Source organism: Metapseudomonas otitidis, assembly GCF_900111835.1.
GTDB classification, from domain to species: domain Bacteria; phylum Pseudomonadota; class Gammaproteobacteria; order Pseudomonadales; family Pseudomonadaceae; genus Metapseudomonas; species Metapseudomonas otitidis.
Window position 1 is genome coordinate 73,801 of the sequence record NZ_FOJP01000008.1, and the last position, 24,154, is coordinate 97,954.

Genomic DNA, 24,154 nt, shown 5'->3' on the forward strand with positions numbered 1-24,154 from the left:
AGCGCTGTGTCGCGTAGACGCGTCGTGATCACCGGCCTTGGCATGCTGTCGCCCTTGGGCAACACCGTCGCCGATAGCTGGCAAGGCATCCTGGCTGGCCGCAGTGGCATCGGCCTCATCGAGCATATGGATCTGTCGGCCTATGCCACCCGTTTCGGCGGCTCGGTCAAGGGCTTCGATGTCGAGCAGTACCTGTCGGCCAAGGAAGCACGAAAGCTCGACCTGTTCATCCAGTACGGCCTGGCTGCGAGTTTCCAGGCCGTGCGTGACGCTGGCCTGGAAGTGACCGATGCCAACCGTGAGCGCATCGGCGTGGCCATGGGGTCGGGCATCGGTGGCCTGACCAACATCGAGAACAACTGCCGTTCGCTGATCGAGCAGGGACCGCGGCGCATCTCGCCGTTCTTCGTCCCGGGGTCGATCATCAACATGGTGTCCGGCTTCCTGTCGATCCACCTGGGTATCCAGGGGCCTAACTACGCCATCGCCACGGCGTGCACCACCGGTACCCATTGCATCGGCATGGCGGCGCGCAACATCGCCTACGGTGAGGCGGACGTGATGATCGCCGGTGGCTCCGAGATGGCGGCCTGCGGCCTCGGTCTCGGCGGCTTCGGTGCGGCCCGTGCACTGTCTACCCGCAACGACGAGCCGACTCGCGCGAGCCGCCCGTGGGACAAAGGGCGCGATGGCTTCGTGCTGTCGGATGGCGCCGGTGCGCTGGTGCTCGAAGAGCTGGAGCACGCCCGTGCCCGTGGCGCCACCATCTATGCCGAGCTGGTCGGCTTCGGCATGAGTGGCGATGCCTTCCACATGACCTCTCCGCCGGATGACGGCGCCGGTGCCGCGCGCTGCATGCGCAACGCCCTGCGTGATGCCGGTCTGAATGCGGACCAGGTGCAGTACATCAATGCCCATGGCACCTCGACGCCGGCCGGTGACCTGGCGGAAGCCGCTGCCGTGAAGAGCGTCTTCGGCGATCACGCCTACCGCGTTGCGGTGAGCTCGACCAAGTCGATGACCGGTCACCTCCTGGGCGCTGCCGGGGCCGTTGAGGCGATCTTCAGCGTGCTGGCGATCCGCGACCAGGTGGCTCCGCCGACCATCAACCTGGAGGAGCCGGATGAAGGCTGTGACCTGGATTTCGTGCCTCACCAGGCGCGCTCCATGCCCATCGACGTCGTCCTGTCCAACTCCTTCGGCTTTGGCGGCACCAACGGTTCCCTGGTGTTCCGTCGCTTCGAGGGCTGATGGACGACTGGATCGATGGCCGGCCGGCCGCTTCCCTTCCCATGAGGGATCGCGGCCTGGCCTACGGCGACGGACTGTTCGAGACCATCGCCGTTCGCCGGGGCGTTCCAAGCCTTTTGGAGCGTCATCTGGCGCGCTTGGCTGAAGGCGCGCGTCGGCTCTTCCTGTCCCTGGATCTGGAGACCGTTCGTAACGAGCTCCTGGCATTCTCCGCCGAATTGGGGGAGGGCGTTGCAAAGCTCATCGTCACCCGGGGTGATGGCCTGCGCGGCTATGCACCCTCCAGCGGCCCGGCGCGTCGCCTGCTGATGGCCAGTCCATTGCCTGCCTACCCATCGGTATGCGCCGAAGAGGGCATCGAGCTTTTTCCCTGCACCACGCGCCTGGCCGAGCAACCCCTGCTGGCTGGCCTCAAGCATTTGAACCGGCTTGAGCAGGTTCTCGCGCGTGCCGAGTGGAGTGACCCCCGCTATGCGGAAGGGTTGGTACGAGACCATTCGGGCCGGCTGATCGAGGGCGTGTTCAGCAACCTTTTCCTCGTGCATGACGGCCAGTTGCTGACGCCGGACCTGCAGCGCTGTGGTGTGCAGGGTGTCATGCGCGCGGCATTGCTGGATCTGGCCGCAGCCCAGGGAATCAACGTCCAGGTCCGCGACATCGCGTTCGACGAGTTGGCGGTCGCTGACGAGGTCTTTACCTGCAACAGCCTCTATGGCATCTGGCCGGTGCGCGCCTGCAGCGAGCATGTCTGGTCGGTGGGCCCGCTCACCCGTAAACTGCAGCCCCTTGCCCTCGCCCAACTGGACTGCTGATTCGTGATTCGCAAATTGCTCATGCTGCTGCAGGGTGGCCTGTTCCTCGTTGGTATCTTGCTGGCGTTCGCGGGTTGGCAACAGCACTTGGCCCTCACCCAGCCCCTCGACCTCAGCGAGGAGCGCCTGCTCGATGTGCCGGCGGGTGCCACCCCGGGTGGCATGCTCAATCGACTGGAAGAGCAGGGCGTGATCCACAGTGCCTTCTGGCTGCGCCAGTACTGGCGTTTCAACCTTTCCGGCCAGGCACTGCACAGCGGTGAGTACCGCATGACCCCGGGCATGACCGCCGAAGGGTTGCTCGGGCTCTGGCAGCGGGCCGATGTCGTCCAGTACAGCCTCACCCTGGTCGAAGGCTGGAATTTCCGCCAACTGCGAGCCGCGTTGGCCAAGCAGGTCAAGCTGGAACAGACCCTGGCCGGTGCCAGCGATGATGAGGTGATGAAGCGCCTCGGTCTGGAAGGCCAGCATCCCGAGGGGCGATTCTTCCCCGATACCTACCGTTATGTACGTGGCATGCGTGATACGGACCTGCTTCGCCAGGCTCACCAGCGCTTGGAGCAGGTCCTAGACGAGGAGTGGCAATCCCGTGCCCAGGGCTTGCCCTACAAGGATGCCTACGAGGCATTGATCATGGCCTCGATGGTGGAAAAGGAGACCGGCGTCCCGGAGGAGCGTGGGCAGATCGCCGGCGTGTTCATCCGTCGCCTCCAGCAGGGCATGCTGCTGCAGACCGACCCCACGGTGATCTACGGCCTGGGTGAGCGCTACACCGGCAAGATCACCCGCGCCCACCTGCGCGAAGCGACGCCCTACAACACCTACGTCATCGCCGGAATGCCGCCGACGCCCATCGCCATGGTGGGGCGCGAGGCCATCCATGCGGCCCTCAACCCGGTGGAAGGCAAAAGTCTCTACTTCGTCGCCCGTGGCGACGGTAGCCACGTTTTTTCGGAGACCCTCGAAGCGCACAACAAGGCGGTCCGTGAGTTCCAGCTCAACCGCCGTGCGGACTACCGCTCGAGTCCCGCTCCCGTCAGCAAGAAGGACACCCCGTGAACGGCCTGTTCATTACGCTCGAAGGCCCCGAAGGGGCCGGCAAGAGCACCAACCGAGACTTCATCGCCTCTCGCCTGCGCGAGCGTGGCGTTGAAGTCCTGCTAACCCGCGAGCCCGGTGGCACGCCGTTGGCCGAACGCATCCGCGAGCTGCTGCTGGCGCCCAGTGACGAGTCGATGGCGGTGGATACCGAGCTGCTGCTGATGTTCGCCGCCCGCGCCCAGCACCTGGACCGCGTCATCCGCCCTGCGCTTAAGGCCGGGCAGGTGGTGCTGTGTGATCGCTTCACCGACGCCACCTACGCCTACCAGGGCGGTGGCCGGGGTGTGTCGATGGCGCGTATTGCCGAACTGGAGCGCTTCGTCCAGGGCAGCCTGCGTCCGGACCTGACCCTTGTGTTCGACCTGCCGGTGGAAGTGGGCCTCCAGCGCGCCGCAGCCCGTGGCCGGCTGGACCGTTTCGAACAGGAGGACCGCAGCTTCTTCGACGCCGTTCGCCAGACCTATCTTGAGCGTGCCGCCGAGGCGCCCGAGCGTTACCGGGTGATCGATGCGGCGAAGCCCCTGGCCGATGTCCAGCGTTACCTGGACGCCCTTCTGCCGGAGTTGCTGGAGCGCTGCCATGGCTGAAGCCTACCCCTGGCAGGATTCGCTCTGGCAGCACCTGGCCGGTCGCCCGCGTCATGCCCATGCCTACCTGCTGCACGGGCCGGCCGGCATCGGCAAGCGTGCGCTTGCTGAACGCCTGATGGCACGGCTGCTGTGCCAGCAACCTGCGGGAAACGATGCCTGTGGTCAGTGCAAGTCCTGCTTCCTGCTGGCAGCGGGCACTCACCCTGACAACTACGTGCTGGAGCCTGAGGAGGTCGACAAGGCAATCCGTGTCGATCAGGTGCGAGACCTGGTGGATTTCGTCGTGCAGACCGCTCAGTTGGGTGGGCGCAAGGTCGTACTGCTGGAGCCGGCGGAGTCCATGAACCTGAACGCGGCCAACGCCCTGCTCAAGAGTCTGGAGGAACCCTCCGGCGACACCGTGCTGCTGCTCATCAGCCACCAGCCGAGCCGCCTGCTGCCCACCATCAAGAGCCGCTGTGTACAGCAGGCATGCCCGTTGCCAGGTGAGGCGGAGAGCCTGGCCTGGCTCGCCCGGGCGCTGCCCGACAGTGATGCCGCGACCCGATCGGACCTGTTGGCCCTGGCCGGCGGCTCGCCGCTGACCGCGCTGCGTCTGCACGGACAAGGCGTACTGGAGCAGCGTGCCCAGGTGGTGGAGGGGGTGAAGAAGCTGATCAAGCAGCAAGTCGGCGTCAGCCAGTTGGCCGAAGGCTGGAATGCGGTACCGCTGGTCTTGCTGTTCGACTGGTTCTGCGACTGGGCCCAGTTGATGCTGCGCTACCAGTTGACGCAGGACGAAGCGGGGCTGGGGCTGGCGGACATGCGCAAGGTCGTCCAGTACCTGGCGGACAAATCCTCCCAGGCCAAGGTGCTGGCGATACAGGAGTGGCTCCTGCAGCAGCGGCAGAAGGTGCTGGGCAAGGCCAATCTCAACCGTGTCTTGCTTCTCGAAGCCTTGCTGGTGCAGTGGGCAAGCTTGCCCGGACCGGGCTAGAATCGCCCACTGAGCCAGCCAGCAGGAACGCCGAATGAGTCTCCCACCCAATCTAGGCCCGCGTAACGGGATCCTGTCCCTGACGATCAAGGACAAGTCCGTTCTCTACGCCGCCTACATGCCGTTCATCAAGAACGGTGGCCTGTTCATCCCCACCAACAAGAGCTACAAACTCGGTGACGAGGTGTTCATGCTGCTGAACCTGATGGATGAGCAGGAGAAGATCCCGGTGGCGGGCAAGGTGGTGTGGATCACCCCGAAGGGCGCCCAGGGCAACCGGGCTGCCGGCATCGGCGTGCAGTTCAACGATGGCGACACCACCGCCCGCAACAAGATCGAGACCTACCTGGCCGGCGCGCTGAAGTCCGATCGTCCCACCCACACCATGTAATCTCCGGCGCCGCCCAGGCGGCGCTTCCCTGTACCCCTCCAGTGGCACCCCGCACCATGTTGGTCGACTCTCATTGTCATCTTGATCGCCTTGACCTGGCTGCCCATGGCGGCTCCCTCGATGCAGCGCTCGATGCGGCGCGCGCCCGGGGCGTTGGGCAATTCCTTTGCATTGGCGTGAGCGCCGAGAACGCTGCCGCAGTGAAGGCCCTGGCCGACCGCTACGGTGATGTGCACTGCTCGGTCGGCGTACACCCGCTGGATCTCGCGCCTGGTCAGCCTCCAGCCCTGGACTGGTTGCTGCAGGAACTGGATCACCCGCGTGTGGTGGCCATTGGCGAGACCGGGCTCGACTATCACTACGAGCCGGAGGCAGCGGAGCTCCAGCAGCAGGCTTTCCAACTGCACCTCGAGGCTGCACGGATCACCGGCAAGCCGGTCATCGTCCACACCCGCGAGGCGCGGGCGGACACCCTTGCCCTGCTGCGAGAAGCTGCCTTGCCCCAGGCAGGCGTGTTGCATTGCTTCACCGAAGACTGGGACATGGCCCGGGCTGCGCTCGACATCGGCTTCTATATCTCCCTGTCAGGGATCGTCACCTTCCGCAATGCCGAGGCGCTGCGCGAGGTCGCTCGCCAGGTGCCTGCCGATCGGTTGCTGGTAGAGACGGATTCCCCCTACCTGGCACCGGTGCCCCACCGGGGCAAGGCGAACCTGCCGCAGTATGTGCGCGAGGTGGCGGAGTTCCTGGCGGAGCTGAGGGGGGTGTCCTATGACGCGCTGGCCGAGCAGACCACGGCCAACTTCTACCGTCTGTTCCCTCTGGCCCAATCGGCTGCCTGACGCACAGGCAAAAAAAACCCGGGTTCTGGGGGATGAATCCGGGTCAAGACCATTAGGAGTAAAACAAAGTACGCGATCCTCGGTACTTTGGCCGGCGGGGCACTTGGGGGGAGATGCCGCGCACCGGTAAAGGGAAGTATTGGCCAATATCCCCGAGCGTCCAGAGCAGATCGGTCGTTTTTTAAACAGATTTGGAATACTCCCGCGCCCGCTGAGTCCCCCCTGTTCCTGCCTATCGTCTTGCATGCCGCAGCCCCAAAGAATGGGCGCAACATGACTTTTTCCACTTTGATCGGGCTTACAGCGAGCGTCGAATCGTCTGGCGTCGTCTTATAGATTGCTGATCGAATCCGGTCGGATTGATGTCTGGATATCTTCCAAGCGTTCTGTTTGGAAGGGGCGAAACCCTTCTGGGTCGCGCTTTCTAGCCATCCGGGGGCGTGTCGGCTGCTGCCTAATATGCCCGGCTGGGTGCTGGCAATACGCTCATAGTCGGATGTTCCGTGCATTTTGCCGGCATTTAGGCATAATACGCGGCTTGATTTTTGACCCTATAGTCCCTTTATGCAGAAAGAACCCCGTAAAGTCCGTGAGTTTCGCCGCCGCGAGCAGGAAATCCTCGATACCGCGCTCAAACTGTTCCTGGAGCAGGGCGAGGACAGCGTCACCGTCGAGATGATTGCCGACGCAGTGGGTATCGGCAAAGGCACGATCTACAAGCACTTCAAGTCCAAGGCCGAGATCTACCTGCGCCTGATGCTGGACTACGAGCGTGACCTGAACGAACTGCTCCACTCGGCGGACGTGGATCGCGACAAGGAAGCCCTGTCCCGCGCCTATTTCGAGTTCCGGATGCGGGATCCGCAGCGCTACCGCCTGTTCGACCGCTTGGAGGAGAAGGTGGTGAAGAACAGCCAGGTGCCCGAGATGGTGGAGCAGCTGCACAAGATCCGTGCGTCCAACTTCGAGCGCCTGACCCAGTTGATCAAGGGGCGTATCGCCGAAGGCAAGCTGGAAGACGTACCGCCTTACTTCCACTACTGCGCGGCCTGGGCGCTGGTGCATGGCGCCGTTGCGCTCTACCACTCGCCCTTCTGGAGCAACGTCCTGGAAGACCAGGAAGGCTTCTTCCAGTTCCTGATGGACATCGGCGTGCGCATGGGCAACAAGCGCAAGCGTGACAATGAGTCGCCATCCGGCTGAGTGATGGACGCCTGCTGGGCGCCGAGCCATGGGACGGGCTCGGGGCCCGGCGATATACTGCGCCACCCCCTCCTCGGAGCGTCCCGTGATCGTCGATCGACAAGGCAGGCGGTTTCGCAACCTGCGCATCAGCCTCACTGCCGCTTGCAACTACGCCTGTACCTACTGCGTGCCTGACGGCAAGCGCCTGGTCGCCGCCCATGACGAGTTGCCTGCCGATGCGCTGGTGCGCGGTGTGGCTTACCTGATCGAAGCCGCGGGCATCGAACGGTTGCGCATCACCGGCGGAGAGCCCCTGGTCAGCCCCAAGCTCGAAGCCTTTCTGGATGGCATCGGCCAGCTCGGTCTCGATGACATCAGCCTGACCACCAACGGCCAGCTGCTTTCCCGCAAGTTGTCCGCGCTGCTTGCCTGCGGCATCCGTCGCCTCAATGTTTCCCTGGATACCCTCGATGCGGATGCCTTCCGCCGGATCGCCAGGGGAGGAGACTTGGCGTCCGTGCTTCGTGGAATGGATGAAGCGGCCGCTGCCGGGATCAGGATCAAGGTCAACATGGTGCCGCTGCGGGGCCAGAACCTCGACCAGGTGCTGCCCCTGCTGGAGTACTGCCTGGCGCGCGGCTTCGAGCTGCGCTTCATCGAACTGATGCGCATGGGGCACCTGGCACGCGACGCGGCTGGCTTCCAGCGTCAGTTCGTCGGCCTGGATGAACTGCTGGCCGCCATTGGCGAGCAGTACGCCTATGTCCAGGCCGATGCGCCGGTGGACGCGACCGCGTTGCGCTATGAGATTCCGGGACGCGGCCACTTCGGGGTGATCGCCAATGAGAGTGTGCCCTTCTGCCGGACCTGTTCGCGCCTGCGCCTGTCGTCCACGGGCTGGCTGCATGGCTGCCTGTCCTCCAGCAATCGTCACTATGTGGGGGACTTGTTGCACAAACCCCGTCACCAGGCACTCCCTGCACTGCAGCGGCTGCTCGTCAGCGCGTTGGCGGACAAGCAGGATGTCGCCTTCTCCGGTGGTGTGACGGTCATGAAGATCATCGGCGGCTGACGGCCGCCTCGGCGAGAAACAGCCCATGAGCTTTCCCGTTTCCTATATCGAACCCGTGTTCCGGCCGCCGAGTGAGGCGAACTCCCTGATCCTGCCGGTGACCAACGGCTGTTCGTGGAACCAGTGCACCTTTTGCGAGATGTACACGCAGCCCCAGAAGAAATTCCGGGCGCGTGATGAAGCGCAAGTGCTGGAGGAAATCCGTCGCTGCGGCGAACAACTGATCGTCCAGCGGGTTTTCCTGGCTGATGGCGATGCGCTGGTGCTGCCGACTCACCGCCTGCTGACGATTCTCCGCGCCATTGCCGAGCACCTGCCGGAGGTGACGCGCGTCTCCAGCTATTGCCTGCCGAGGAACTTGCGCCGCAAATCGGTCGAGGAGCTGAAGGAGTTGGCCGATGCGGGCTTGGGGATGGTGTATGTCGGTGCCGAGTCGGGGGACGACGAGGTGCTGGCCCGGGTCAACAAGGGTGAAACCGCGGCCTCGACCCGCGATGCATTGCTGAAGCTCGGCGAGGCTGGCATCACCCGTTCGGTGATGATCCTCAACGGGCTTGGCGGAGCGGGGCTCAGTGACCAGCATGCTGATCGTTCAGCGCAGTTGATGAACGAGACCCAGCCCGAATTTCTATCCACGCTGGTGGTCAGCTTTCCCATGGGGGATGACCGCCTGCGGTCGTGTTTCGAGGATTTCCGTCCCCTGGACCAGATCGGCCTGTTCCGCGAAGTCGAGCGGATGCTGGAGGGGCTGGAGCTGCGCGACACGGTCTTCCGCAGTGACCATGCGTCCAACTACCTGGTCCTCAAGGGGCAGCTGGGAGCGGACAAGCCGCGCCTGCTGGAGCAGGTGCGCCAGGCCATCGCTGCGCCAGGGCGCGCCAATCTTCGCCAGGAATGGCAGCGTGGGTTGTGATGGCGCGGAACCTGCATTTCATACCGCCAGTGCCGGATTTACGTCGCTGGACGGAGGAACGTTATGCATAGGCTGATGGTGTTGCTGGTGATCGTGGCGTTGGGTGGCTGCATGAAGGTGAGCGACCTGGCCCTGGGCGCGCGTGACCACATGAGCGATGCGGGCCTGCTGGACCACAGCGAGACGCGCCGTGCCAATACGTGGCGCCTGCAGGCGGACTCCCTCATCTATATCGCCCAGAGCGCCTTCATGCCGGAGAACGGCACCCATACCCGGCCGAACGTGGTGGCGGAGGAGGCGTTCCGGGGCTTCGTCGAGTATTTCCCCATGGTCCGTCGCGCACGCAAGCCAGTGAGCCTGGAGCAGGCGATGAGCGAGGCACGGGCGGTTGGGGCGAACTACCTGCTGTATACGCGCTTCGCCGATGCGGATGACCGGATCGGCACGCTGGAAGAGTGGGAGGACCAGGAAGCGGTGGATAGGCTCGGCGTCGACAACGGCGTGATCCAGCTGATGCTGATCGAGACCAACACCCGCTACCTGGTGGACACCGCGCGGATCACCAACCGTGGCGGGCTGTTCACCTTCTATGACCAGAAGCCCGAGGATCTGATCGGTCCGCCCCTGAGAGAGTATGCGCGCAGCCTGTTGGGGCTGAGCCGCTGAGGAGGATGCCATGAGCGATACAGGCAAGGCAGGTGATCTGCTGGCACAGCTGCCCAAGGGAAAGGGGCTGCCACCTGTCCACCTGTGGAACCCCGATTTCTGTGGCGACATCGACATGCGCATCGCCCGGGACGGGACCTGGTACTACCTCGGTTCGCCCATCGGGCGAAAGCCGATGGTGCGGCTGTTCTCGTCCATCATCCGCCGCGACGGCGATGACTACTTCCTGGTGACACCGGTGGAAAAGGTGGGCATCACCGTCGAGGACGCGCCCTTCGTTGCGGTAAGTGTTGAGGTGAGCGGGGAGGGCGAGCGTCAGGTGCTGCGCTTCGTCACGCATGTCGAGGACGAGGTGGAGGCCGGCGTCGAGCATCCCATTCGCGTAGTGATCGATCCGGTCACCCAGGAGCCTTCGCCTTATGTGCATGTGCGGGCCAACCTGGAGGCGCTGATCCACCGCAACGTCTTCTACCAACTGGTCGAGCTGGCGGTGGTATGTGAGATCGATGGCCGCCGCTGGCTGGGCGTTTGGTCGGGCGGGGAGTTCTTCCCGATCGGCGAGGAGCCTTGATCGGCTTTCCCACAAGCAACAAAAAAGGCCCCTTGGGGCCTTTTCTGTTTGTGGCGATTACATGTTGGGGTAGTTCGGGCCGCCGGTGCCTTCCGGGGCAACCCAGGTGATGTTCTGCGCCGGGTCCTTGATGTCGCAGGTCTTGCAGTGGACGCAGTTTTGGGCGTTGATCTGGAAGCGCTTGTTGCCGTCCTCCTGGGTCACCACCTCGTATACGCCGGCCGGGCAGTAGCGCTGGGCGGGCTCGTCGTACAGCGGCAGGTTCTTCTCGAGCGGAATGCTCGGGTCGGTGAGCTTCAGGTGGCAGGGTTGTTCCTCTTCGTGGTTGGTGTTGGAGAGGAATACCGAGGACAGCTTGTCGAAGCTGATCTTGCCGTCCGGCTTCGGATAGTCGATGCGCTGGGACTGGGCGGCGGGCTTCAGGCAGGCGTAGTCCGGCTTGTTGTCATGAAGGGTGAAGGGAATCTTGCCGCCGAACCAGTTCTGGTCGATGTAGTTGAACGCACCGCCGACCAGGGCGCCGTACTTGTGGATGGCGGCACCGAAGTTGCGGCTGCAGAACAGCTCGTCGTACAGCCAGCTGGACTTGAAGGCATCGACGTAGCCGGTCAGCTCGTCGCCACCTTCCTTGCCGGCGGCCAGAGCGGCGGCGATGGCCTCCGCAGCAAGCATGCCGGACTTCATGGCGGTGTGGCTGCCCTTGATCTTGGCGAAGTTCAGGGTACCCAGGTCGCAGCCGATCAGCGCGCCGCCCGGGAAGACCATCTTCGGCAGGGAGTTCAGGCCGCCCTTGCAGATGGCGCGGGCACCGTAGGCGACGCGCTTGCCGCCTTCCAGGTACTGCTTGATCACCGGGTGGTGCTTGTAGCGCTGGAACTCGTCGAACGGCGAAAGGTAGGGGTTGGCGTAGGACAGGTCGATGATCAGACCCACGACCACCTGGTTGTTCTCCAGGTGATAAAGGAAGGAGCCGCCGGTGTTCTCGGTGCCCATGATGTCCATCGGCCAGCCGGCGGTGTGCACCACCAGGCCCTGCTCGTGCTTGGACGGGTCGATGTCCCAGATTTCCTTGATGCCGATGCCGTAGTGCTGGGCGTCGGCCTCGGAGTCGAGGTTGTATTTCTTGATCAGCTGCTTGCCGATGTGGCCACGGCAGCCTTCGGCGAACAGGGTGTACTTGGCACGCAGTTCCATGCCGGGGGTGTAGTAGCCTTCTTTCGGATGGCCTTCACGGTCGACACCAAGGTCGCCGGTGACGATGCCGCGAACCACGCCATTCTCGTCGATCAGCGCTTCCTGGGCGGCGAAGCCCGGGTAGATCTCGACGCCCAGGCCTTCGGCCTGCTGGGCCAGCCAGCGGCACAGGTTGCCCAGGGAGATGATGTAGTTGCCCTCGTTGTGCATGGTCTTGGGCACGAAGAGGTCGGGGATCTTGATCGCGCCCTCGGCATCCTTGAGCATATAGATGTCGTCGCGCTTGACCGGAGTGTTCAGCGGAGCGCCCAGCTCCTTCCAGTCAGGGAACAGTTCGTTGAGCGCGCGCGGTTCGAAGACTGCACCCGAGAGGATGTGGGCGCCGACTTCGGAACCTTTCTCGACCACGCATACGCTGATCTCCTGACCAGCTTCGGCGGCCTTCTGCTTCAGTCGGCATGCTGCGGACAGGCCAGACGGGCCGGCGCCGACGATGACGACGTCGAATTCCATGTATTCGCGTTCCACTGTCTATCTCCTCAAGGCTCTCTTCGATGTTTTATGTGGGAGGGCTAGGCTCGATCCCTGACCAGAGCTGGCGCATTATATCCACACCCTTTGGCGGGTCCAATACAAACGTTTGTTTGAATTTTGTCAAAGCCTGATAGGATAAGGCTCTGCGGCTTATGACTGGGTATTTTCCCGTATTGACCGGTTTGGGTGTTACGGTCAAGATACGGTCGGTTTTGCACTCGCCGTATGGGCTGACCGTCGGTTCCGGCCGATGAGCATCACCCGCCAGGTTCGCCTTGGCGACATTCTTATTTCACCGGAGAGTAACGAGGAATCCATGAAGGTTCTTGTAGCTGTCAAACGAGTGGTCGACTACAACGTCAAGGTCCGCGTCAAGGCGGACAACTCCGGCGTCGACCTCGCCAACGTCAAGATGTCGATGAACCCCTTCTGCGAGATCGCTGTCGAAGAGGCCGTGCGTCTGAAGGAAAAAGGCGTCGCGACCGAAATCGTCGTCGTCACCATTGGCCCGAACACCGCTCAAGAGCAGCTGCGTACTGCCCTGGCCCTCGGTGCTGACCGCGCCATCCTGGTCGAGTCGGCCGATGAGCTGAACTCCCTGGCCGTCGCCAAGCTGCTGAAAGCCGTCGTGGACAAGGAGCAACCCCAGCTCGTGATCCTCGGCAAGCAGTCCATCGACAGCGACAACAACCAGACCGGCCAGATGCTGGGCGCCCTCACTGGCTTCGCCCAGGGCACCTTCGCCTCCAAGGTCGAAGTCGCTGGCGACAAGGTCAACGTCACCCGTGAGATCGACGGCGGCCTGCAGACCGTGGCCCTGAATCTCCCGGCCATCGTCACCACCGACCTGCGTCTGAACGAGCCGCGCTACGCTTCGCTGCCGAACATCATGAAGGCCAAGAAGAAGCCGCTGGACGTGGTTACCCCCGACGCCCTGGGCGTTTCCACCGCCTCCACCGTCAAGACCCTGAAAGTCGAAGCGCCTGCTGCCCGCAGCGCCGGCATCAAGGTCAAGTCCGTGGCTGAACTGGTCGAGAAACTGAAGAACGAGGCGAAGGTAATCTAAATGGCTATCCTGGTTATCGCTGAACACACTAATTCCGCCCTGGCCGCCGCTACCCTGAACGTAGTGACCGCTGCCCAGAAGATCGGCGGCGACATTCACGTCCTGGTTGCCGGTTCCGGCGTTGGCGGTGCTGCCGAAGCGGCTGCCAAGGTTGCTGGCGTTTCCAAGGTACTGGTTGCTGACAACACGGCTTTCGCCCATCAGCTGCCGGAAAACGTCGCGCCCCTGATCGCCGAGCTGGGCAAGGGCTACAGCCACGTCCTGGCTGCTGCCACCACCAACGGCAAGAACTTCCTGCCGCGCGCTGCTGCACTGCTGGACGTCGACCAGATCTCCGAGATCATCGCCGTTGAAAGTGCCGACACCTTCAAGCGTCCGATCTACGCCGGTAACGCCATCGCCACCGTGCAGTCCACTGCTGCCATCAAGGTGATCACCGTTCGTACCACCGGTTTCGACGCTGCTGCTGCCGAAGGTGGCTCCGCCGCCATCGAAGCCGTGGGCGCTGCCAACGACGCTGGCAAGTCCGCCTTCGTGGGTGAAGAGCTGGCCAAGTCCGACCGTCCCGAACTGACCGCAGCCAAGATCGTCGTCTCCGGCGGCCGTGGCATGGGCAACGGTGACAACTTCAAGCACCTGTACTCCCTGGCCGACAAGCTGGGCGCTGCCGTCGGTGCTTCCCGCGCCGCCGTCGACGCCGGCTTCGTGCCGAACGACATGCAGGTCGGGCAGACCGGCAAGATCGTCGCCCCGCAGCTGTACATCGCCGTGGGCATCTCCGGTGCCATCCAGCACCTGGCCGGCATGAAGGACTCCAAGGTCATCGTCGCTATCAACAAGGACGAAGAAGCCCCGATCTTCCAGGTGGCTGACTACGGCCTGGTGGCTGACCTGTTCGAAGCCGTACCCGAGCTGGAAAAGCTGGTCTGATCCCGCTGCTCCAGTCGTGAAAAAGCCCGCCTCCTGGCGGGCTTTTTCATCCCTGCATGATTCCTGGCGGCAACCATCCTGACCTGCCTCCAGATGTCTGCACCTACGTCCCTGCTTCGCTCATGGGCGGGCGCTGCAGCCTCCGTTCGACTCCCAACAAAAAGCCCGCCATGAGGCGGGCTCTTCGAGCGATCCAGCCGGTGTCAGCGTGTCAGCTTCAGGCTGCGAACCATCGCCAGGGTCATCAGCAGGGCGGTGGCCGCCCAGCCGATGGCCTGGATGTTGCCCAGGGTTTCCTCGACGAGCTGGGGAATGATCCCCAGGCCGATCATCAGGGCCAGCAGCAGCGTCTCGCGGCGCGAGGCGCTGACCGGGCGGGCGAGATAGAACAGCGCCGGCAGCAGCAGTGCTGCGCTGGGGAAGCTGCGGTAGCGCGCATCGAACACCAGGCCCAGCATCAGCACCGCGCCGACGAAGCCGGCACCGAGCAGCCACCAGCCGCCACGGGCTTCCAGCCAGGCGAACAGGCGTTCACGCGCTGCACCCCGGGCGGACAGGCTCAGCACACCGTGGGCCAGCACCACCAGGTTCAGCGCCACGATGGCGGCGGCCCAGGCCCACTCGCCGGCATAGCGTGCGGTCACGCGGGTCAGCTCGGCCCACATGCCGATGCTGCCGGCGCCCAGGGCGGCCAGCAGCGGCATCAGCCAGGCCGCGCGCACCGAGGCGGGGCGGCCACCCAGAGCGAGGGCGACCAGGAACAACAGGGCGCTGGCGCCCAGCCAGTTCGGCCAGTGGGGGAGGTTGGAGACCGGCCCGGCCAGCACGCCTTTCTCAGTACGGTCGGCGCTGAACAGACCCCAATAGCCGCCCACCGCACCTTCGCTGACGCGCTTCCAGGGCTGGTCGAAGGCTTCGATCAGGTTGTAGCGCCAGCCGTTTTCCTCGGCCATGTGGACGAAGCCACGGATGAACTTGGCCTCGTTGACACGGCTGGGCAGGGCGGTTTCGCGCTGGCGTCCCTCGCTGGGCCAGCCGGTCTCGCCGATCAGGATGTCCTTGGGCGCGAAGCGCTTGCCGAAGTCCTCGCGGATCTCGCCGACGTGGGCGAGGGCCTCGTCGATCCCCGCCGGGTCGTCTTCCCAGTAGGGCAGCAGGTGGATGGTGAGGAAGTCCACCGCCGGAGCCACCTCCGGATGGCGCAGCCAGAACTCCCACACATCGGCGTAGGTCACCGGTTGCTTCACCTGGGCTTTCACCTCGGTGATGAGCTTGGCCAGCTGGGCGCCGGTCACTTCCTTGCGCAACAGGGTCTCGTTGCCGACGATCACTGCCTCGACCACGTCCGGGTTGGCGTTGGCGGCTTTCACCAGCGCGGTGATTTCCTTGCCGGTGTCCACCGGGTTGCCGTTGACCCAGGCGCCGAGCATCAGCTTCAGCCCATGCTTGCGGGCCAGCTCCGGCATGGCTTCGAGGCCGGTCATCGAATAGGTGCGCACGCAGTGGAAGCGCGTCGCCAGCAGCGCCAGGTCGGCATCCATGCGTTCGGGGCGCAGGACGAACGGCTGGTCGAACGGCGATTGGTCCTTGTCGAACGGGCTGTAGGACGCGCATTGCAGCTTGTGGGTCGGCGTGGCGGCGTCCGGCAGGATCACCGGCTTGCCCTGGCCGTACCAGAGGCCGGCGAGCGACAACAGGGCGATCAGAGATGCGAACAGGTAGGGAAACAGGGGGAATCGGCTGGTTGGGCTCATTGGATGTGTCGCGACTGGCGGCAAAGCGCCGAATCTTAGCGGATTAGCACCCTGCGTAGGAATGTGCCTTTCCTTCCGATCCGCCGCTGCCTGTGTCGAGTCGTTACCGATGCCCTCAGGCGTGGCGATGACCCCAGCCGGCAAAGCCGTTCGCACCATCGATACCCCGGGCTTCCAGGCGCTTCCAGAGCTTCTCGTGCAGGTGGAAACCCACCGAGTTCACCAAGGGTTCCACCAGGGCCACCAGGCCGCCGACCGTCACGCTGCCGGTGAGCAGGTAGGCCACCGTGAAGGCGATGCCGAAGTGCATGAGGGTGAAGGTCACGGTCTTGAGCATGATGGCGTTCCGCAGTTGCGAATGATTCATGTTCGCCAGGCTAATGGCCGTGCGACGCGGAAGGAAATGCAACGCGGGAATGGTGACGATAGCCCCGGTCAATCAAGGGTGTACGACCTTGGTCTAGAAAGCGGCGGCGCTACGACTAAGGTCGTCTGTCACCCGTGCATGGTCGATCTAGAGTTGCTTTCACCACCCATGTGCTGTGGAGGACAACAACAAAATGAACGACAGCATTTACCAACGGATTCACGAGAATCCGCGCTTCAAGGAACTGGTGACCAAGCGTGAACGTTTCGCCTGGTTGCTCTCTGCCATCATGCTCGGCCTCTACCTGGCCTTCATCCTGCTGATCGCCTTCGAGCCGCAGGTACTGGGCATGCGCCTCAGCGCCGACTCGCCGATCACCCTCGGCATTCCGATCGGCGTCGGGATCATCCTCACCGCCTTCGTCCTGACCGGTGTCTACGTGCGCCGCGCCAACGGCGAGTTCGACCGGCTGAACCAGGAAATCCTCAAGGAGGCGCAGCAATGAGCGCGCGTATTCTCTCGCTTCTTGCCGCCGCGGGTCTGATGGTCGCCGCGCCGGCACTCTGGGCAGCCGGTGCCATCGAAGGCGATGTGCAACGCCAGCCGGTGAACGTGTCCGCCATCGTCATGTTCGTGGCCTTCGTCGGCTTCACCCTCTGCATCACCTATTGGGCCTCCAAGCGCAGCAAGTCGACTGCCGACTTCTACACCGCCGGCGGCAGCATCACCGGCTTCCAGAACGGCCTGGCCATCGCCGGCGACTACATGTCCGCCGCGTCCTTCCTGGGCATTTCCGCGCTGGTGTTCACCTCGGGCTATGACGGCCTGATCTACTCCATCGGCTTCCTCGTCGGTTGGCCGGTGATCCTGTTCCTGATCGCCGAACGCCTGCGCAACCTCGGCAAGTACACCTTCGCCGACGTCGCCTCCTACCGCCTGAAGCAGAAGGAAATCCGCACCCTCTCCGCCTGCGGTTCGCTGGTGGTGGTGGCCTTCTACCTGATCGCGCAGATGGTCGGTGCCGGCAAGCTGATCGAGCTGCTGTTCGGCCTGAACTACCACGTCGCCGTGGTCCTGGTGGGCATCCTGATGGTCTGCTACGTGCTGTTCGGCGGCATGCTGGCCACCACCTGGGTGCAGATCATCAAGGCCGTGCTGCTGCTCTCCGGCGCCTCCTTCATGGCGATCATGGTGCTCAAGCACGTCAACTTCGACTTCGCCGCCCTGTTCAGCGAGGCCATCAAGGTCCACCCGAAAGGCGAGGCCATCATGAGCCCCGGCGGCCTGGTGAAGGACCCGATCTCGGCCATCTCCCTGGGCCTGGCGCTGATGTTCGGCACCGCTGGCCTGCCGCACATCCTGATGCGCTTCTTCACCGTGAGCGATGCCAAGGAAGCCCGCAAATCGGTGTTCTTCGCCACCGGCTTCATCGGCTACTTCTACATCCTGACCTTCATCATCGGCTTCGGCGCCATCCTGCTGGTCAGCACCAACCCGGCCTTCAAGGACGCCACCGGCGCCCTCGTCGGCGGCAACAACATGGCGGCGGTGCACCTTGCCAACGCCGTGGGTGGCAGCCTGTTCCTCGGCTTCATCTCCGCCGTTGCCTTCGCCACCATCCTCGCGGTCGTGGCAGGCCTGACCCTGGCGGGCGCCTCGGCCGTGTCCCACGACCTGTACGCCTCCGTGGTCAAGAAGGGCAAGGCCAACGAGAAGGATGAGCTGCGCGTCTCGAAGATCACCACCGTCGCACTGGGCGTCCTGGCCATCGGCCTGGGCATCCTGTTCGAGAAGCAGAACATCGCCTTCATGGTGGGCCTGGCCTTCTCCATCGCCGCCAGCTGCAACTTCCCGGTGCTGATCCTTTCCATGTACTGGAAGAAGCTGACCACCCGTGGCGCCATGATCGGTGGCTGGCTGGGTCTGGTAACGGCCGTCACGCTGATGATCCTCGGCCCGACCATCTGGGTTCAGATCCTCGGCCACGCCGAAGCCATCTACCCCTACGAGTACCCGGCCCTGTTCTCCATCCTGGTGGCCTTCGTCGGTATCTGGTTCTTCTCCATCACCGACAAGTCCACGGCCGCTGATGAAGAGCGTGCGCGCTTCTTCCCGCAGTTCGTCCGCTCCCAGACCGGCCTGGGTGCCAGTGGTGCCGTCGCCCACTGATCGCTCGGCCAACAAGAAGAAGGGCAGCCACTGGCTGCCCTTTTTCTTTTCCGAGCCGGCCGTTCGCCGCGCTAGATGCGGCCCAGCAGCATCAGCACGATGAGGATCACCAGCAGCGCACCGACGATACCGGACGGGCCATAGCCCCAGGAGCGGGAGTGGGGGAAGACCGGCAGTCCGCCGACCAGCAGGAGGATCAGGATCAGCAGCAGGATGGTGCTCAGGCCCATGGTGGACTCCTTGTTTCTGATTGGTTCTGGACTTCCTGGCGCAGGGCGGCGAGGCTTTGCGGCCTTTTCTACCCGTGCCTATGTGTTCCGACTTCAGCGGTGCGCAGCGGGTTCAGGGTGTTTTCATTCCAGCCTTATCAAGGAGGCGGCGCGGGGATGCGCCGACAGCGAGCGGATGATCGAACGGGTCGCGGCGGATGCGGTGGTGCTGGTGCACCTGGCCTTCATTCTCTTCGTGCTGCTGGGTGGGTTGGCTGTGCTGATGCGCAACTGGATGGCGATGCTGCATCTGCCGGCCGTGGCCTGGGGCGCCTGCGTGGAACTGCTGCACCTGCGCTGTCCGCTGACGGACCTGGAAAACAGCTTGCGGCACGCGGCAGGCGAGTCGGGCTACCCCGGTGGCTTCGTCGAGCGCTACATCCTGCCGGTGATCTACCCGGCCGGGTTGACCGACGCCATCCAGCTCTGGCTGGGCGCCGTGGTCATCAGTCTCAACCTGCTGGTCTACGGGCTGGTGCTGTGGCGTGGACTGAAGCGCCGCACGGCCTTCTGACGCGTTCTCGGGGATGCCGCTCGCGGGGCGCTGCGCAAGCCCGTGAAGCAACGTTTTGCACCGGTCATTCAGCGTCCTGATTTCGCGCTTCGGCGCCAGGGGCCTCGCTACACTGCGGGCATCTAGCACAGCAGAAGGCACCCTCACCATGCACAACCGCATCATGATCACTGGCGCCGGCTCGGGCCTGGGCCGCGAGATTGCCCTGCGCTGGGCCCGCGAAGGCAGCAAGCTCGCCCTGTCCGACGTCAACGAGGCCGGCCTGGCAGAAACCCTCGCCCTGGTTCGCGAAGCCGGCGGCGATGGCTTCACCCAGCGTTGCGACGTGCGTGACTACAGCCAGCTCACCGCATTCGCCCAGGCCTGCGAGCAGAAGCTCGGTGGCATCGACATCATCGTCAACAACGCTGGCGTCGCCTCCGGCGGCTTCTTCGAGGAACTGTCCCTGGAGGATTGGGACTGGCAGATCGCGATCAACCTCATGGGCGTGGTCAAGGGCTGCAAGGCCTTCCTGCCGCTGCTGCAGAAGAGCCGTGGGCGCATCGTCAACATCGCCTCCATGGCGGCGCTGATGCAGGGCCCGGCCATGAGCAACTACAACGTGGCCAAGGCCGGCGTGGTGGCCCTGTCGGAAAGCCTGCTGATCGAATTGCGCCAGGAGGGCATCGGCGTCCATGTGGTCTGCCCATCCTTCTTCCAGACCAACCTGCTGGATTCCTTCCGTGGCCCGACCCCGGCCATGAAGCAGCAGGTGGGCAAGCTGCTGGAAAGCTCGCCGATCAGCGCCGCCGACATCGCCAGCTATATCTACGACGAAGTGGCCGCCGGCACCTTCATGATCCTGCCCCACGAACAGGGCCGGATGGCCTGGACCATCAAGCAGAAGAACCCCCAGGCCCTCTACGACGAAATGGCCACCATGGCCGAGAAAATGCGCGCCAGGAACCGCCAGGCGTCCTGATCGATCGGTCAATTTCTGGGGCTTCCAGCCTTGCCTGGCCGGGGAGGGGAGTAGTAGGGTTCCGCTCCCCGACCTGCCTGTCGACGACCCTGGAAGCCCTGTGAAACCTGTATCCCGAGCCCTCCTGATGCTCGCCCTGGTGCTGGGAGCGATCAACCTTCGCCCCGGCATCACCTCCCTCGCCCCGCTCATCGAGCGCATTGCTGCCGAGTTGTCCCTGAGCCGCGGGCTGATCAGCCTGACCACCGCACTGCCGGTCCTCTGCATGGGGCTGCTGGCCCCGTTGGCGCCACGCCTGGCTGTGCGCTTCGGGCTGGAGCGGGTCATCGCCGGCTGCCTGGGGTTGATCGGCTTGGCCCTGGCGGCCCGTCTCGGGTCGCACCACAGCGCCGTGCTGATCGGCAGCGCGGCCGCCCTGGGCGCCGGCATCGCCATCGCCGGCCCGCTGATGTCGGGTTTCATCAAGCGCCATTTCCATGACCACGTCGGCCGGGTCGTCGCCTGGTATGCCCTGAGCATGACCGTGGGCGGTGCAGCCGGTGCGGTGCTCACCGAGCCGGTGGTGGTGCTGGCCCAGGGTGGCTGGCACCTGGGCCTGGCCGCCTGGGCCATTCCCGCCGGGGTGGCGATGCTGCTCTGGCTGTGCCTGCCCAACCGTGCCGAAAAAGCCGAGGAGGGCGGGACGGCTGGCCTGCCCTGGCGTGAGCCGCGTGCGTGGTTGATCACCGCCTTCTTCGCCATCCAGGCCGGCTTGTTCTACGCCCTGGCCACCTGGCTGGTGGCCCGCTACGGTGAGGCCGGCTTCAGCAGCCTGCGCAGCAACAGCCTGTTCAGCCTGTTCATGCTGATGGGGCTGCCCAGCTCCTTCGTGCTGCCCTGGCTGGCCCAGCGTTTCGGCAACCGCTATCACCTGCTGCTGGCCTGCGGCTTCATCAGCACGCTGTGCCTGGCGATGATCACCTTCGCGCCGACCCAGGTGCCCGAGCTCTGGGCGCTGTTGCTGGGCCTGGGGCTCTCCGGCTCCTTCTCCCTGGCCATGGTGCTGCCGCTCTATGAGGTGAACAGCTCCCTCGCCGTCAGCCGCTGGACGGCGATGATGCTGTTCGCCGGCTACAGCCTCGGCAGCCTGACGCCGGTGCTCGCCGGCCTCGGCCGGGACCTGGCGGGCGACTACCAGGGGCCCTTCATGGTCATCACCGCGCTGGCCTCGCTGCTCTGCGTGCTGGCCTGGCTGCTGGGGCGCGGCAGGGCGGATGCGCGGAAATAGCGCGCAGTTCCTTTCCTGGCCGCCGGCCCTGTGTTAGAAGGCTGCCTCAGTTTTCCTGGAGTGCTTGTGTGGACTCTGAATCCATCGTCTATGGCTGCATCCGCGACTGGCCGTCCGATGATCCCGAGGTGCTGGATCATCGCCGCGAGACCAATCGTGAGGTGATCGAGCGCCTGCCTGCCGGCGATATCTGGCCCTTCCTTGGCCGCGAGATGTTCTCCTTCAGCCGTCGCCCCGGGCTTGGCCTCTACCAGACCCAGGTGATTCACTTCGGCGCCAGCTACCCCGCCATCGAGTACGAGTGGAACCTCTGGGTGAAGCAGTTCGAGGCGTTGTTGGAGCAGCTCTACTGGGGCAGCGCCGTGGTGCACCTGGAGACGGAGCTCAACGGCACCCACACCTTCCGCTGGGAAAGCGAGCAGGGCTTCCACAGCCCGCAGGAAGCCGGCCTGCGCGTACGCTGCGCCTGGGAACGAGAAGGCGCGCTGCGCGGCTGACATCAGGCGGCCGGCCCCGGTCGCACTCGCCCTGGAGGCACCCATGCTCAACTACCTGTGGTTCTTTCTCGCGGCGCTGTTCGAGATCGCCGGCTGCTACGCCTTCTGGATGTGGTTGCGGCTTGGACGCAGTGCGCTGTGGATCGCCCCCGGGCTGCTGAGCCTCACCCTGTTCGCCCTCCTGCTCACCCGGGTCGAAGCGGCCTACGCGGGGCGGGCCTACGCCGCCTACGGCGGGGTCTACATCGTCGCGTCACTCTGCTGGCTGGCCTTCGTCGAGCGTACCCGCCCGCTGGCCAGCGACTGGCTGGGCGCGGCGCTCTGCATCATCGGTGCCGCCATCATCCTGCTCGGGCCGCGCGTTTCCTCGTCCTGACCCCTCCGTCGCGTTCGTCTGATCCTGTTACCGGTTGGGGTGGAAAGCCGCCCTGCGACTGCTAGATTTTCGCACTCGGTGTTCGAAGATCCCTACGTCAGGCCCGCTCAACCATAACAAGCAGGACGGACCCGCCATGGATACCTGCCAATCGTTTTCGACCGTCGAAATCAAGAACCTGGTGTTCCAGCACCTGTGCGACTGCTCGCCTGCCCAGCAGGTGGTGTTCGCCGCCTGCCGCGTGCCCTTCTATGCCTGCACCCGCCTGCGCTCCGGCGAGCCGGAGGATGTGCTGGTGGTGGCCGAACTGCCCAACGGCATCCTCTATTTCGGCGAGGGTGACGAAGGCTTCGGGCTCGGCCTGCCAGACGGGCAGGGGCGGCTGCATTGCCAGGGGCAATACGCCCTGGCACTGACCCAGGCGCTCAGCCGAGCGGGTTTTCATCGCTAGGCGCGCGGGCGCTGCGCTGGGCTTATGCCTTGCTGGAATGAGGCCATAGCGAAACGATCCAATGAAATATCTTGCGCGCAAAATTAATGAGCGATAAATTTATCGCCATGAAGATTTGAGCGCTAAATAAAATCGCGCAAATCGAATCGGATCTACCCCAACGCAACCTGATCACGAGGACCGCACCATGAGCATCGAAAACGTCGTATACCGCGCCTACGCAGAAGCCACCGGTGGCCGTGATGGCCGTGCCGTTTCCTCCGATGGCGTGCTGGACGTCGCCCTGACCACCCCGCGCGAACTGGGCGGTGCCGGCGGCTCGGGCACCAACCCCGAGCAACTCTTCGCGGCCGGTTACTCGGCGTGCTTCATCGGCGCGATGAAGTTCGTCGCGGCACGGGACAAGTACCCGATGCCGGCTGACGCCTCCATCGAAGGGATCGTCGGCATCGGCGCCATCCCCAACGGCTTCGGCATCGAGGTGGAGCTGCAGATCAGCCTGCCGGGGATGGACAAGGCCCAGGCCCGCGAACTGGTGGACAAGGCCCACATCGTCTGCCCGTATTCCAACGCCACCCGCGGCAACATCGACGTCACCCTGACCCTGGTCTGACCGCCGGCACAAATGAAGAAGGCCCCTCACGGGGCCTTTTTCATGTCAGGCGAGTTTCAGCAGGGTCATGCCGCCTACCAGCAAGCTCAGGCCGAGCCAGCCGCGCCAGGCCAGCCGCTGGCCGAACAGGGCCCAGCCGAGGGCAACGGTGGCGATGATGCCGAAGCCGCCCCAGATGGCGTAGGCCATCGACAGCTCCATGCCCTGCACCGCCTGGGCCAGCGCGGTGAAGGCCGCGAGGATGCAGAGGATGGACAGGCCGCCGAGCAGGCGCCGGCGGAAGCCGTCGGAGTACTTGAGCAGGATGTTGGCCAGGACTTCCAGGACGATGGCCACGCCCAGCCAGGCGAAGTGAATCCAGGTCACGGTGCTCATGCTGCCACCTCCTGGCGAGTCGGCTCGGTCGAGCTGTGGGTACCGAACTTGATCAGCAGGATGCCGGCGATCATCACGCCGATGCCCAGCGCCTTGGCCAGGCCGAGGCTTTCCCCCAGCCAGGCGACGCTGACGGCGGTGATCAGCACGATGCCGATGCCCTCCCAGAGGGCGTAGGCGACCCCGACCGGGACGCGTTTGACGGCCAGTGCCAGGAAGAAATACGACAGGCCGATCAGCCCGTACATCAGCAGGTGCCCCAGCACCGGGTTGTTTTCGTTGGCAAAGGACATGGAGGTGGTGCCGACGACCTCGAAGAAGATCGCCGTCAGAAGATAGATCCAGGAACGCATGGTGCCCTCCCATGGGCATTGCGGGCTCGCCGGCAATGGCGAATCGCCCGTGTATCGGTTTCGGGTGTGCGCAGGGCGCAGGTGGCCGAAGTCG

At 64.3% G+C, this 24,154-nt stretch carries 29 protein-coding genes; 23 read left to right on the forward strand and 6 right to left on the reverse strand.

What is annotated here, in order from left to right; all coding sequences use genetic code 11:
- The first annotated feature begins 6 nt into the window (after window positions 1–6).
- The 12 genes from fabF to BM198_RS11710 all read left to right on the forward strand — a co-directional run bounded on the left by fabF (window position 7) and on the right by BM198_RS11710 (window position 10,370).
- Window positions 7–1,251 (forward strand): beta-ketoacyl-ACP synthase II, encoded by a 1,245-nt coding sequence (fabF, locus tag BM198_RS11655; protein WP_044412403.1) that lies wholly within the window; start codon window positions 7–9, stop codon window positions 1,249–1,251.
- A complete protein-coding gene (pabC, locus tag BM198_RS11660) occupies window positions 1,251–2,063 on the forward strand; it encodes an aminodeoxychorismate lyase (RefSeq protein ID WP_074970101.1) in 813 nt (270 codons plus the stop codon). Before fabF ends, pabC begins: the two co-directional genes overlap by 1 nt.
- A 3-nt stretch (window positions 2,064–2,066) precedes the next feature.
- Window positions 2,067–3,122, forward strand: coding sequence for an endolytic transglycosylase MltG (mltG, locus tag BM198_RS11665; RefSeq protein ID WP_074970104.1), 1,056 nt, complete (start codon window positions 2,067–2,069; stop codon window positions 3,120–3,122).
- Window positions 3,119–3,751 carry a dTMP kinase gene (gene tmk / locus BM198_RS11670; protein ID WP_074970106.1) on the forward strand — a complete coding sequence of 211 codons (633 nt, stop codon included), beginning with the start codon at window positions 3,119–3,121 and terminating at the stop codon, window positions 3,749–3,751. Before mltG ends, tmk begins: the two co-directional genes overlap by 4 nt.
- Complete coding sequence (locus BM198_RS11675) at window positions 3,744–4,730, forward strand: DNA polymerase III subunit delta' (protein WP_074970109.1); 987 nt, start codon at window positions 3,744–3,746, stop codon at window positions 4,728–4,730. Before tmk ends, BM198_RS11675 begins: the two co-directional genes overlap by 8 nt.
- Window positions 4,731–4,764: 34 nt before the next feature.
- Entirely contained in the window at window positions 4,765–5,121 is a 357-nt protein-coding gene (locus BM198_RS11680; protein ID WP_044412389.1) for a PilZ domain-containing protein, read from the forward strand.
- Window positions 5,122–5,177: 56 nt separating this feature from the next.
- Complete coding sequence (locus BM198_RS11685; protein ID WP_074970110.1) at window positions 5,178–5,963, forward strand: TatD family hydrolase; 786 nt, start codon at window positions 5,178–5,180, stop codon at window positions 5,961–5,963.
- A gap of 564 nt (window positions 5,964–6,527) precedes the next feature.
- On the forward strand, window positions 6,528–7,166 hold the full coding sequence (locus tag BM198_RS11690; RefSeq protein WP_044412384.1) for a TetR/AcrR family transcriptional regulator: 639 nt from the start codon (window positions 6,528–6,530) through the stop codon (window positions 7,164–7,166).
- Between the two features lie 85 nt (window positions 7,167–7,251).
- On the forward strand, window positions 7,252–8,220 hold the full coding sequence (locus BM198_RS11695) for a GTP 3',8-cyclase MoaA (protein ID WP_074970112.1): 969 nt from the start codon (window positions 7,252–7,254) through the stop codon (window positions 8,218–8,220).
- Between the two features lie 25 nt (window positions 8,221–8,245).
- A complete protein-coding gene (locus BM198_RS11700; RefSeq protein ID WP_074970114.1) occupies window positions 8,246–9,133 on the forward strand; it encodes a radical SAM protein in 888 nt (295 codons plus the stop codon).
- A gap of 63 nt (window positions 9,134–9,196) precedes the next feature.
- Window positions 9,197–9,799, forward strand: a complete 603-nt coding sequence (locus BM198_RS11705; protein WP_074970116.1) for a DUF4823 domain-containing protein — start codon at window positions 9,197–9,199, stop codon at window positions 9,797–9,799.
- Window positions 9,800–9,809: 10 nt separating this feature from the next.
- Entirely contained in the window at window positions 9,810–10,370 is a 561-nt protein-coding gene (locus BM198_RS11710; RefSeq protein ID WP_074970118.1) for a DUF1285 domain-containing protein, read from the forward strand.
- 57 nt (window positions 10,371–10,427) lie between these two features.
- Here the strand turns inward: BM198_RS11710 and BM198_RS11715 are convergent, their stop codons facing one another.
- On the reverse strand, window positions 10,428–12,092 hold the full coding sequence (locus BM198_RS11715) for an electron transfer flavoprotein-ubiquinone oxidoreductase (RefSeq protein WP_074970120.1): 1,665 nt from the start codon (window positions 12,090–12,092) through the stop codon (window positions 10,428–10,430).
- Window positions 12,093–12,414: 322 nt separating this feature from the next.
- On the opposite strand from BM198_RS11715, the gene BM198_RS11720 reads away from it, so the two are divergent.
- Both BM198_RS11720 and BM198_RS11725 read left to right on the forward strand, forming a co-directional pair.
- Window positions 12,415–13,164, forward strand: a complete 750-nt coding sequence (locus BM198_RS11720) for an electron transfer flavoprotein subunit beta/FixA family protein (protein WP_069559679.1) — start codon at window positions 12,415–12,417, stop codon at window positions 13,162–13,164.
- A complete protein-coding gene (locus BM198_RS11725) occupies window positions 13,165–14,094 on the forward strand; it encodes an electron transfer flavoprotein subunit alpha/FixB family protein (RefSeq protein ID WP_074970122.1) in 930 nt (309 codons plus the stop codon). It abuts the gene before it with no gap.
- 203 nt (window positions 14,095–14,297) lie between these two features.
- Here the strand turns inward: BM198_RS11725 and BM198_RS11730 are convergent, their stop codons facing one another.
- Together BM198_RS11730 and BM198_RS11735 are read right to left on the reverse strand one after the other, a co-directional pair.
- Window positions 14,298–15,848, reverse strand: coding sequence for a glycoside hydrolase family 17 protein (locus BM198_RS11730; protein WP_074970124.1), 1,551 nt, complete (start codon window positions 15,846–15,848; stop codon window positions 14,298–14,300).
- A gap of 115 nt (window positions 15,849–15,963) precedes the next feature.
- Window positions 15,964–16,185, reverse strand: a complete 222-nt coding sequence (locus tag BM198_RS11735; protein ID WP_044412359.1) for a DUF2061 domain-containing protein — start codon at window positions 16,183–16,185, stop codon at window positions 15,964–15,966.
- A gap of 223 nt (window positions 16,186–16,408) precedes the next feature.
- On the opposite strand from BM198_RS11735, the gene BM198_RS11740 reads away from it, so the two are divergent.
- Window positions 16,409–16,720: a DUF485 domain-containing protein gene (locus BM198_RS11740; protein WP_044412356.1), complete on the forward strand. Its 312-nt coding sequence runs from the start codon at window positions 16,409–16,411 to the stop codon at window positions 16,718–16,720.
- Window positions 16,717–18,384, forward strand: a complete 1,668-nt coding sequence (locus tag BM198_RS11745; protein WP_074970126.1) for a cation acetate symporter — start codon at window positions 16,717–16,719, stop codon at window positions 18,382–18,384. The genes BM198_RS11740 and BM198_RS11745 overlap by 4 nt, the downstream gene beginning before the upstream one ends.
- 71 nt (window positions 18,385–18,455) lie before the next feature.
- Here the strand turns inward: BM198_RS11745 and BM198_RS11750 are convergent, their stop codons facing one another.
- On the reverse strand, window positions 18,456–18,614 hold the full coding sequence (locus BM198_RS11750; protein ID WP_044412351.1) for a DUF3309 family protein: 159 nt from the start codon (window positions 18,612–18,614) through the stop codon (window positions 18,456–18,458).
- A gap of 175 nt (window positions 18,615–18,789) precedes the next feature.
- Between BM198_RS11750 and BM198_RS11755 the strand changes: the two genes are divergently transcribed.
- From BM198_RS11755 to BM198_RS11785, 7 genes are all read left to right on the forward strand, one after another.
- A complete protein-coding gene (locus BM198_RS11755; RefSeq protein WP_074970128.1) occupies window positions 18,790–19,167 on the forward strand; it encodes a DUF2784 domain-containing protein in 378 nt (125 codons plus the stop codon).
- Between the two features lie 148 nt (window positions 19,168–19,315).
- Window positions 19,316–20,128 (forward strand): SDR family oxidoreductase, encoded by an 813-nt coding sequence (locus BM198_RS11760; protein WP_074970130.1) that lies wholly within the window; start codon window positions 19,316–19,318, stop codon window positions 20,126–20,128.
- 100 nt (window positions 20,129–20,228) lie between these two features.
- Window positions 20,229–21,395: an MFS transporter gene (locus BM198_RS11765; RefSeq protein ID WP_074970132.1), complete on the forward strand. Its 1,167-nt coding sequence runs from the start codon at window positions 20,229–20,231 to the stop codon at window positions 21,393–21,395.
- A 68-nt stretch (window positions 21,396–21,463) separates the two neighbouring features.
- A complete protein-coding gene (locus tag BM198_RS11770; protein ID WP_074970134.1) occupies window positions 21,464–21,892 on the forward strand; it encodes a hypothetical protein in 429 nt (142 codons plus the stop codon).
- Between the two features lie 43 nt (window positions 21,893–21,935).
- Entirely contained in the window at window positions 21,936–22,268 is a 333-nt protein-coding gene (locus BM198_RS11775; RefSeq protein WP_074970136.1) for a YnfA family protein, read from the forward strand.
- A gap of 136 nt (window positions 22,269–22,404) precedes the next feature.
- Entirely contained in the window at window positions 22,405–22,719 is a 315-nt protein-coding gene (locus tag BM198_RS11780; RefSeq protein ID WP_044412331.1) for a hypothetical protein, read from the forward strand.
- 187 nt (window positions 22,720–22,906) lie between these two features.
- Window positions 22,907–23,332: an organic hydroperoxide resistance protein gene (locus BM198_RS11785; RefSeq protein ID WP_044412328.1), complete on the forward strand. Its 426-nt coding sequence runs from the start codon at window positions 22,907–22,909 to the stop codon at window positions 23,330–23,332.
- A gap of 45 nt (window positions 23,333–23,377) precedes the next feature.
- Here BM198_RS11785 and mdtI read toward each other — a convergent pair whose 3' ends face one another.
- Window positions 23,378–23,707 carry a multidrug/spermidine efflux SMR transporter subunit MdtI gene (mdtI, locus tag BM198_RS11790; RefSeq protein ID WP_044412325.1) on the reverse strand — a complete coding sequence of 110 codons (330 nt, stop codon included), beginning with the start codon at window positions 23,705–23,707 and terminating at the stop codon, window positions 23,378–23,380.
- On the reverse strand, window positions 23,704–24,060 hold the full coding sequence (locus BM198_RS11795; RefSeq protein ID WP_044412322.1) for an SMR family transporter: 357 nt from the start codon (window positions 24,058–24,060) through the stop codon (window positions 23,704–23,706). Before BM198_RS11795 ends, mdtI begins: the two co-directional genes overlap by 4 nt.
- Window positions 24,061–24,154 lie beyond the last annotated feature (94 nt).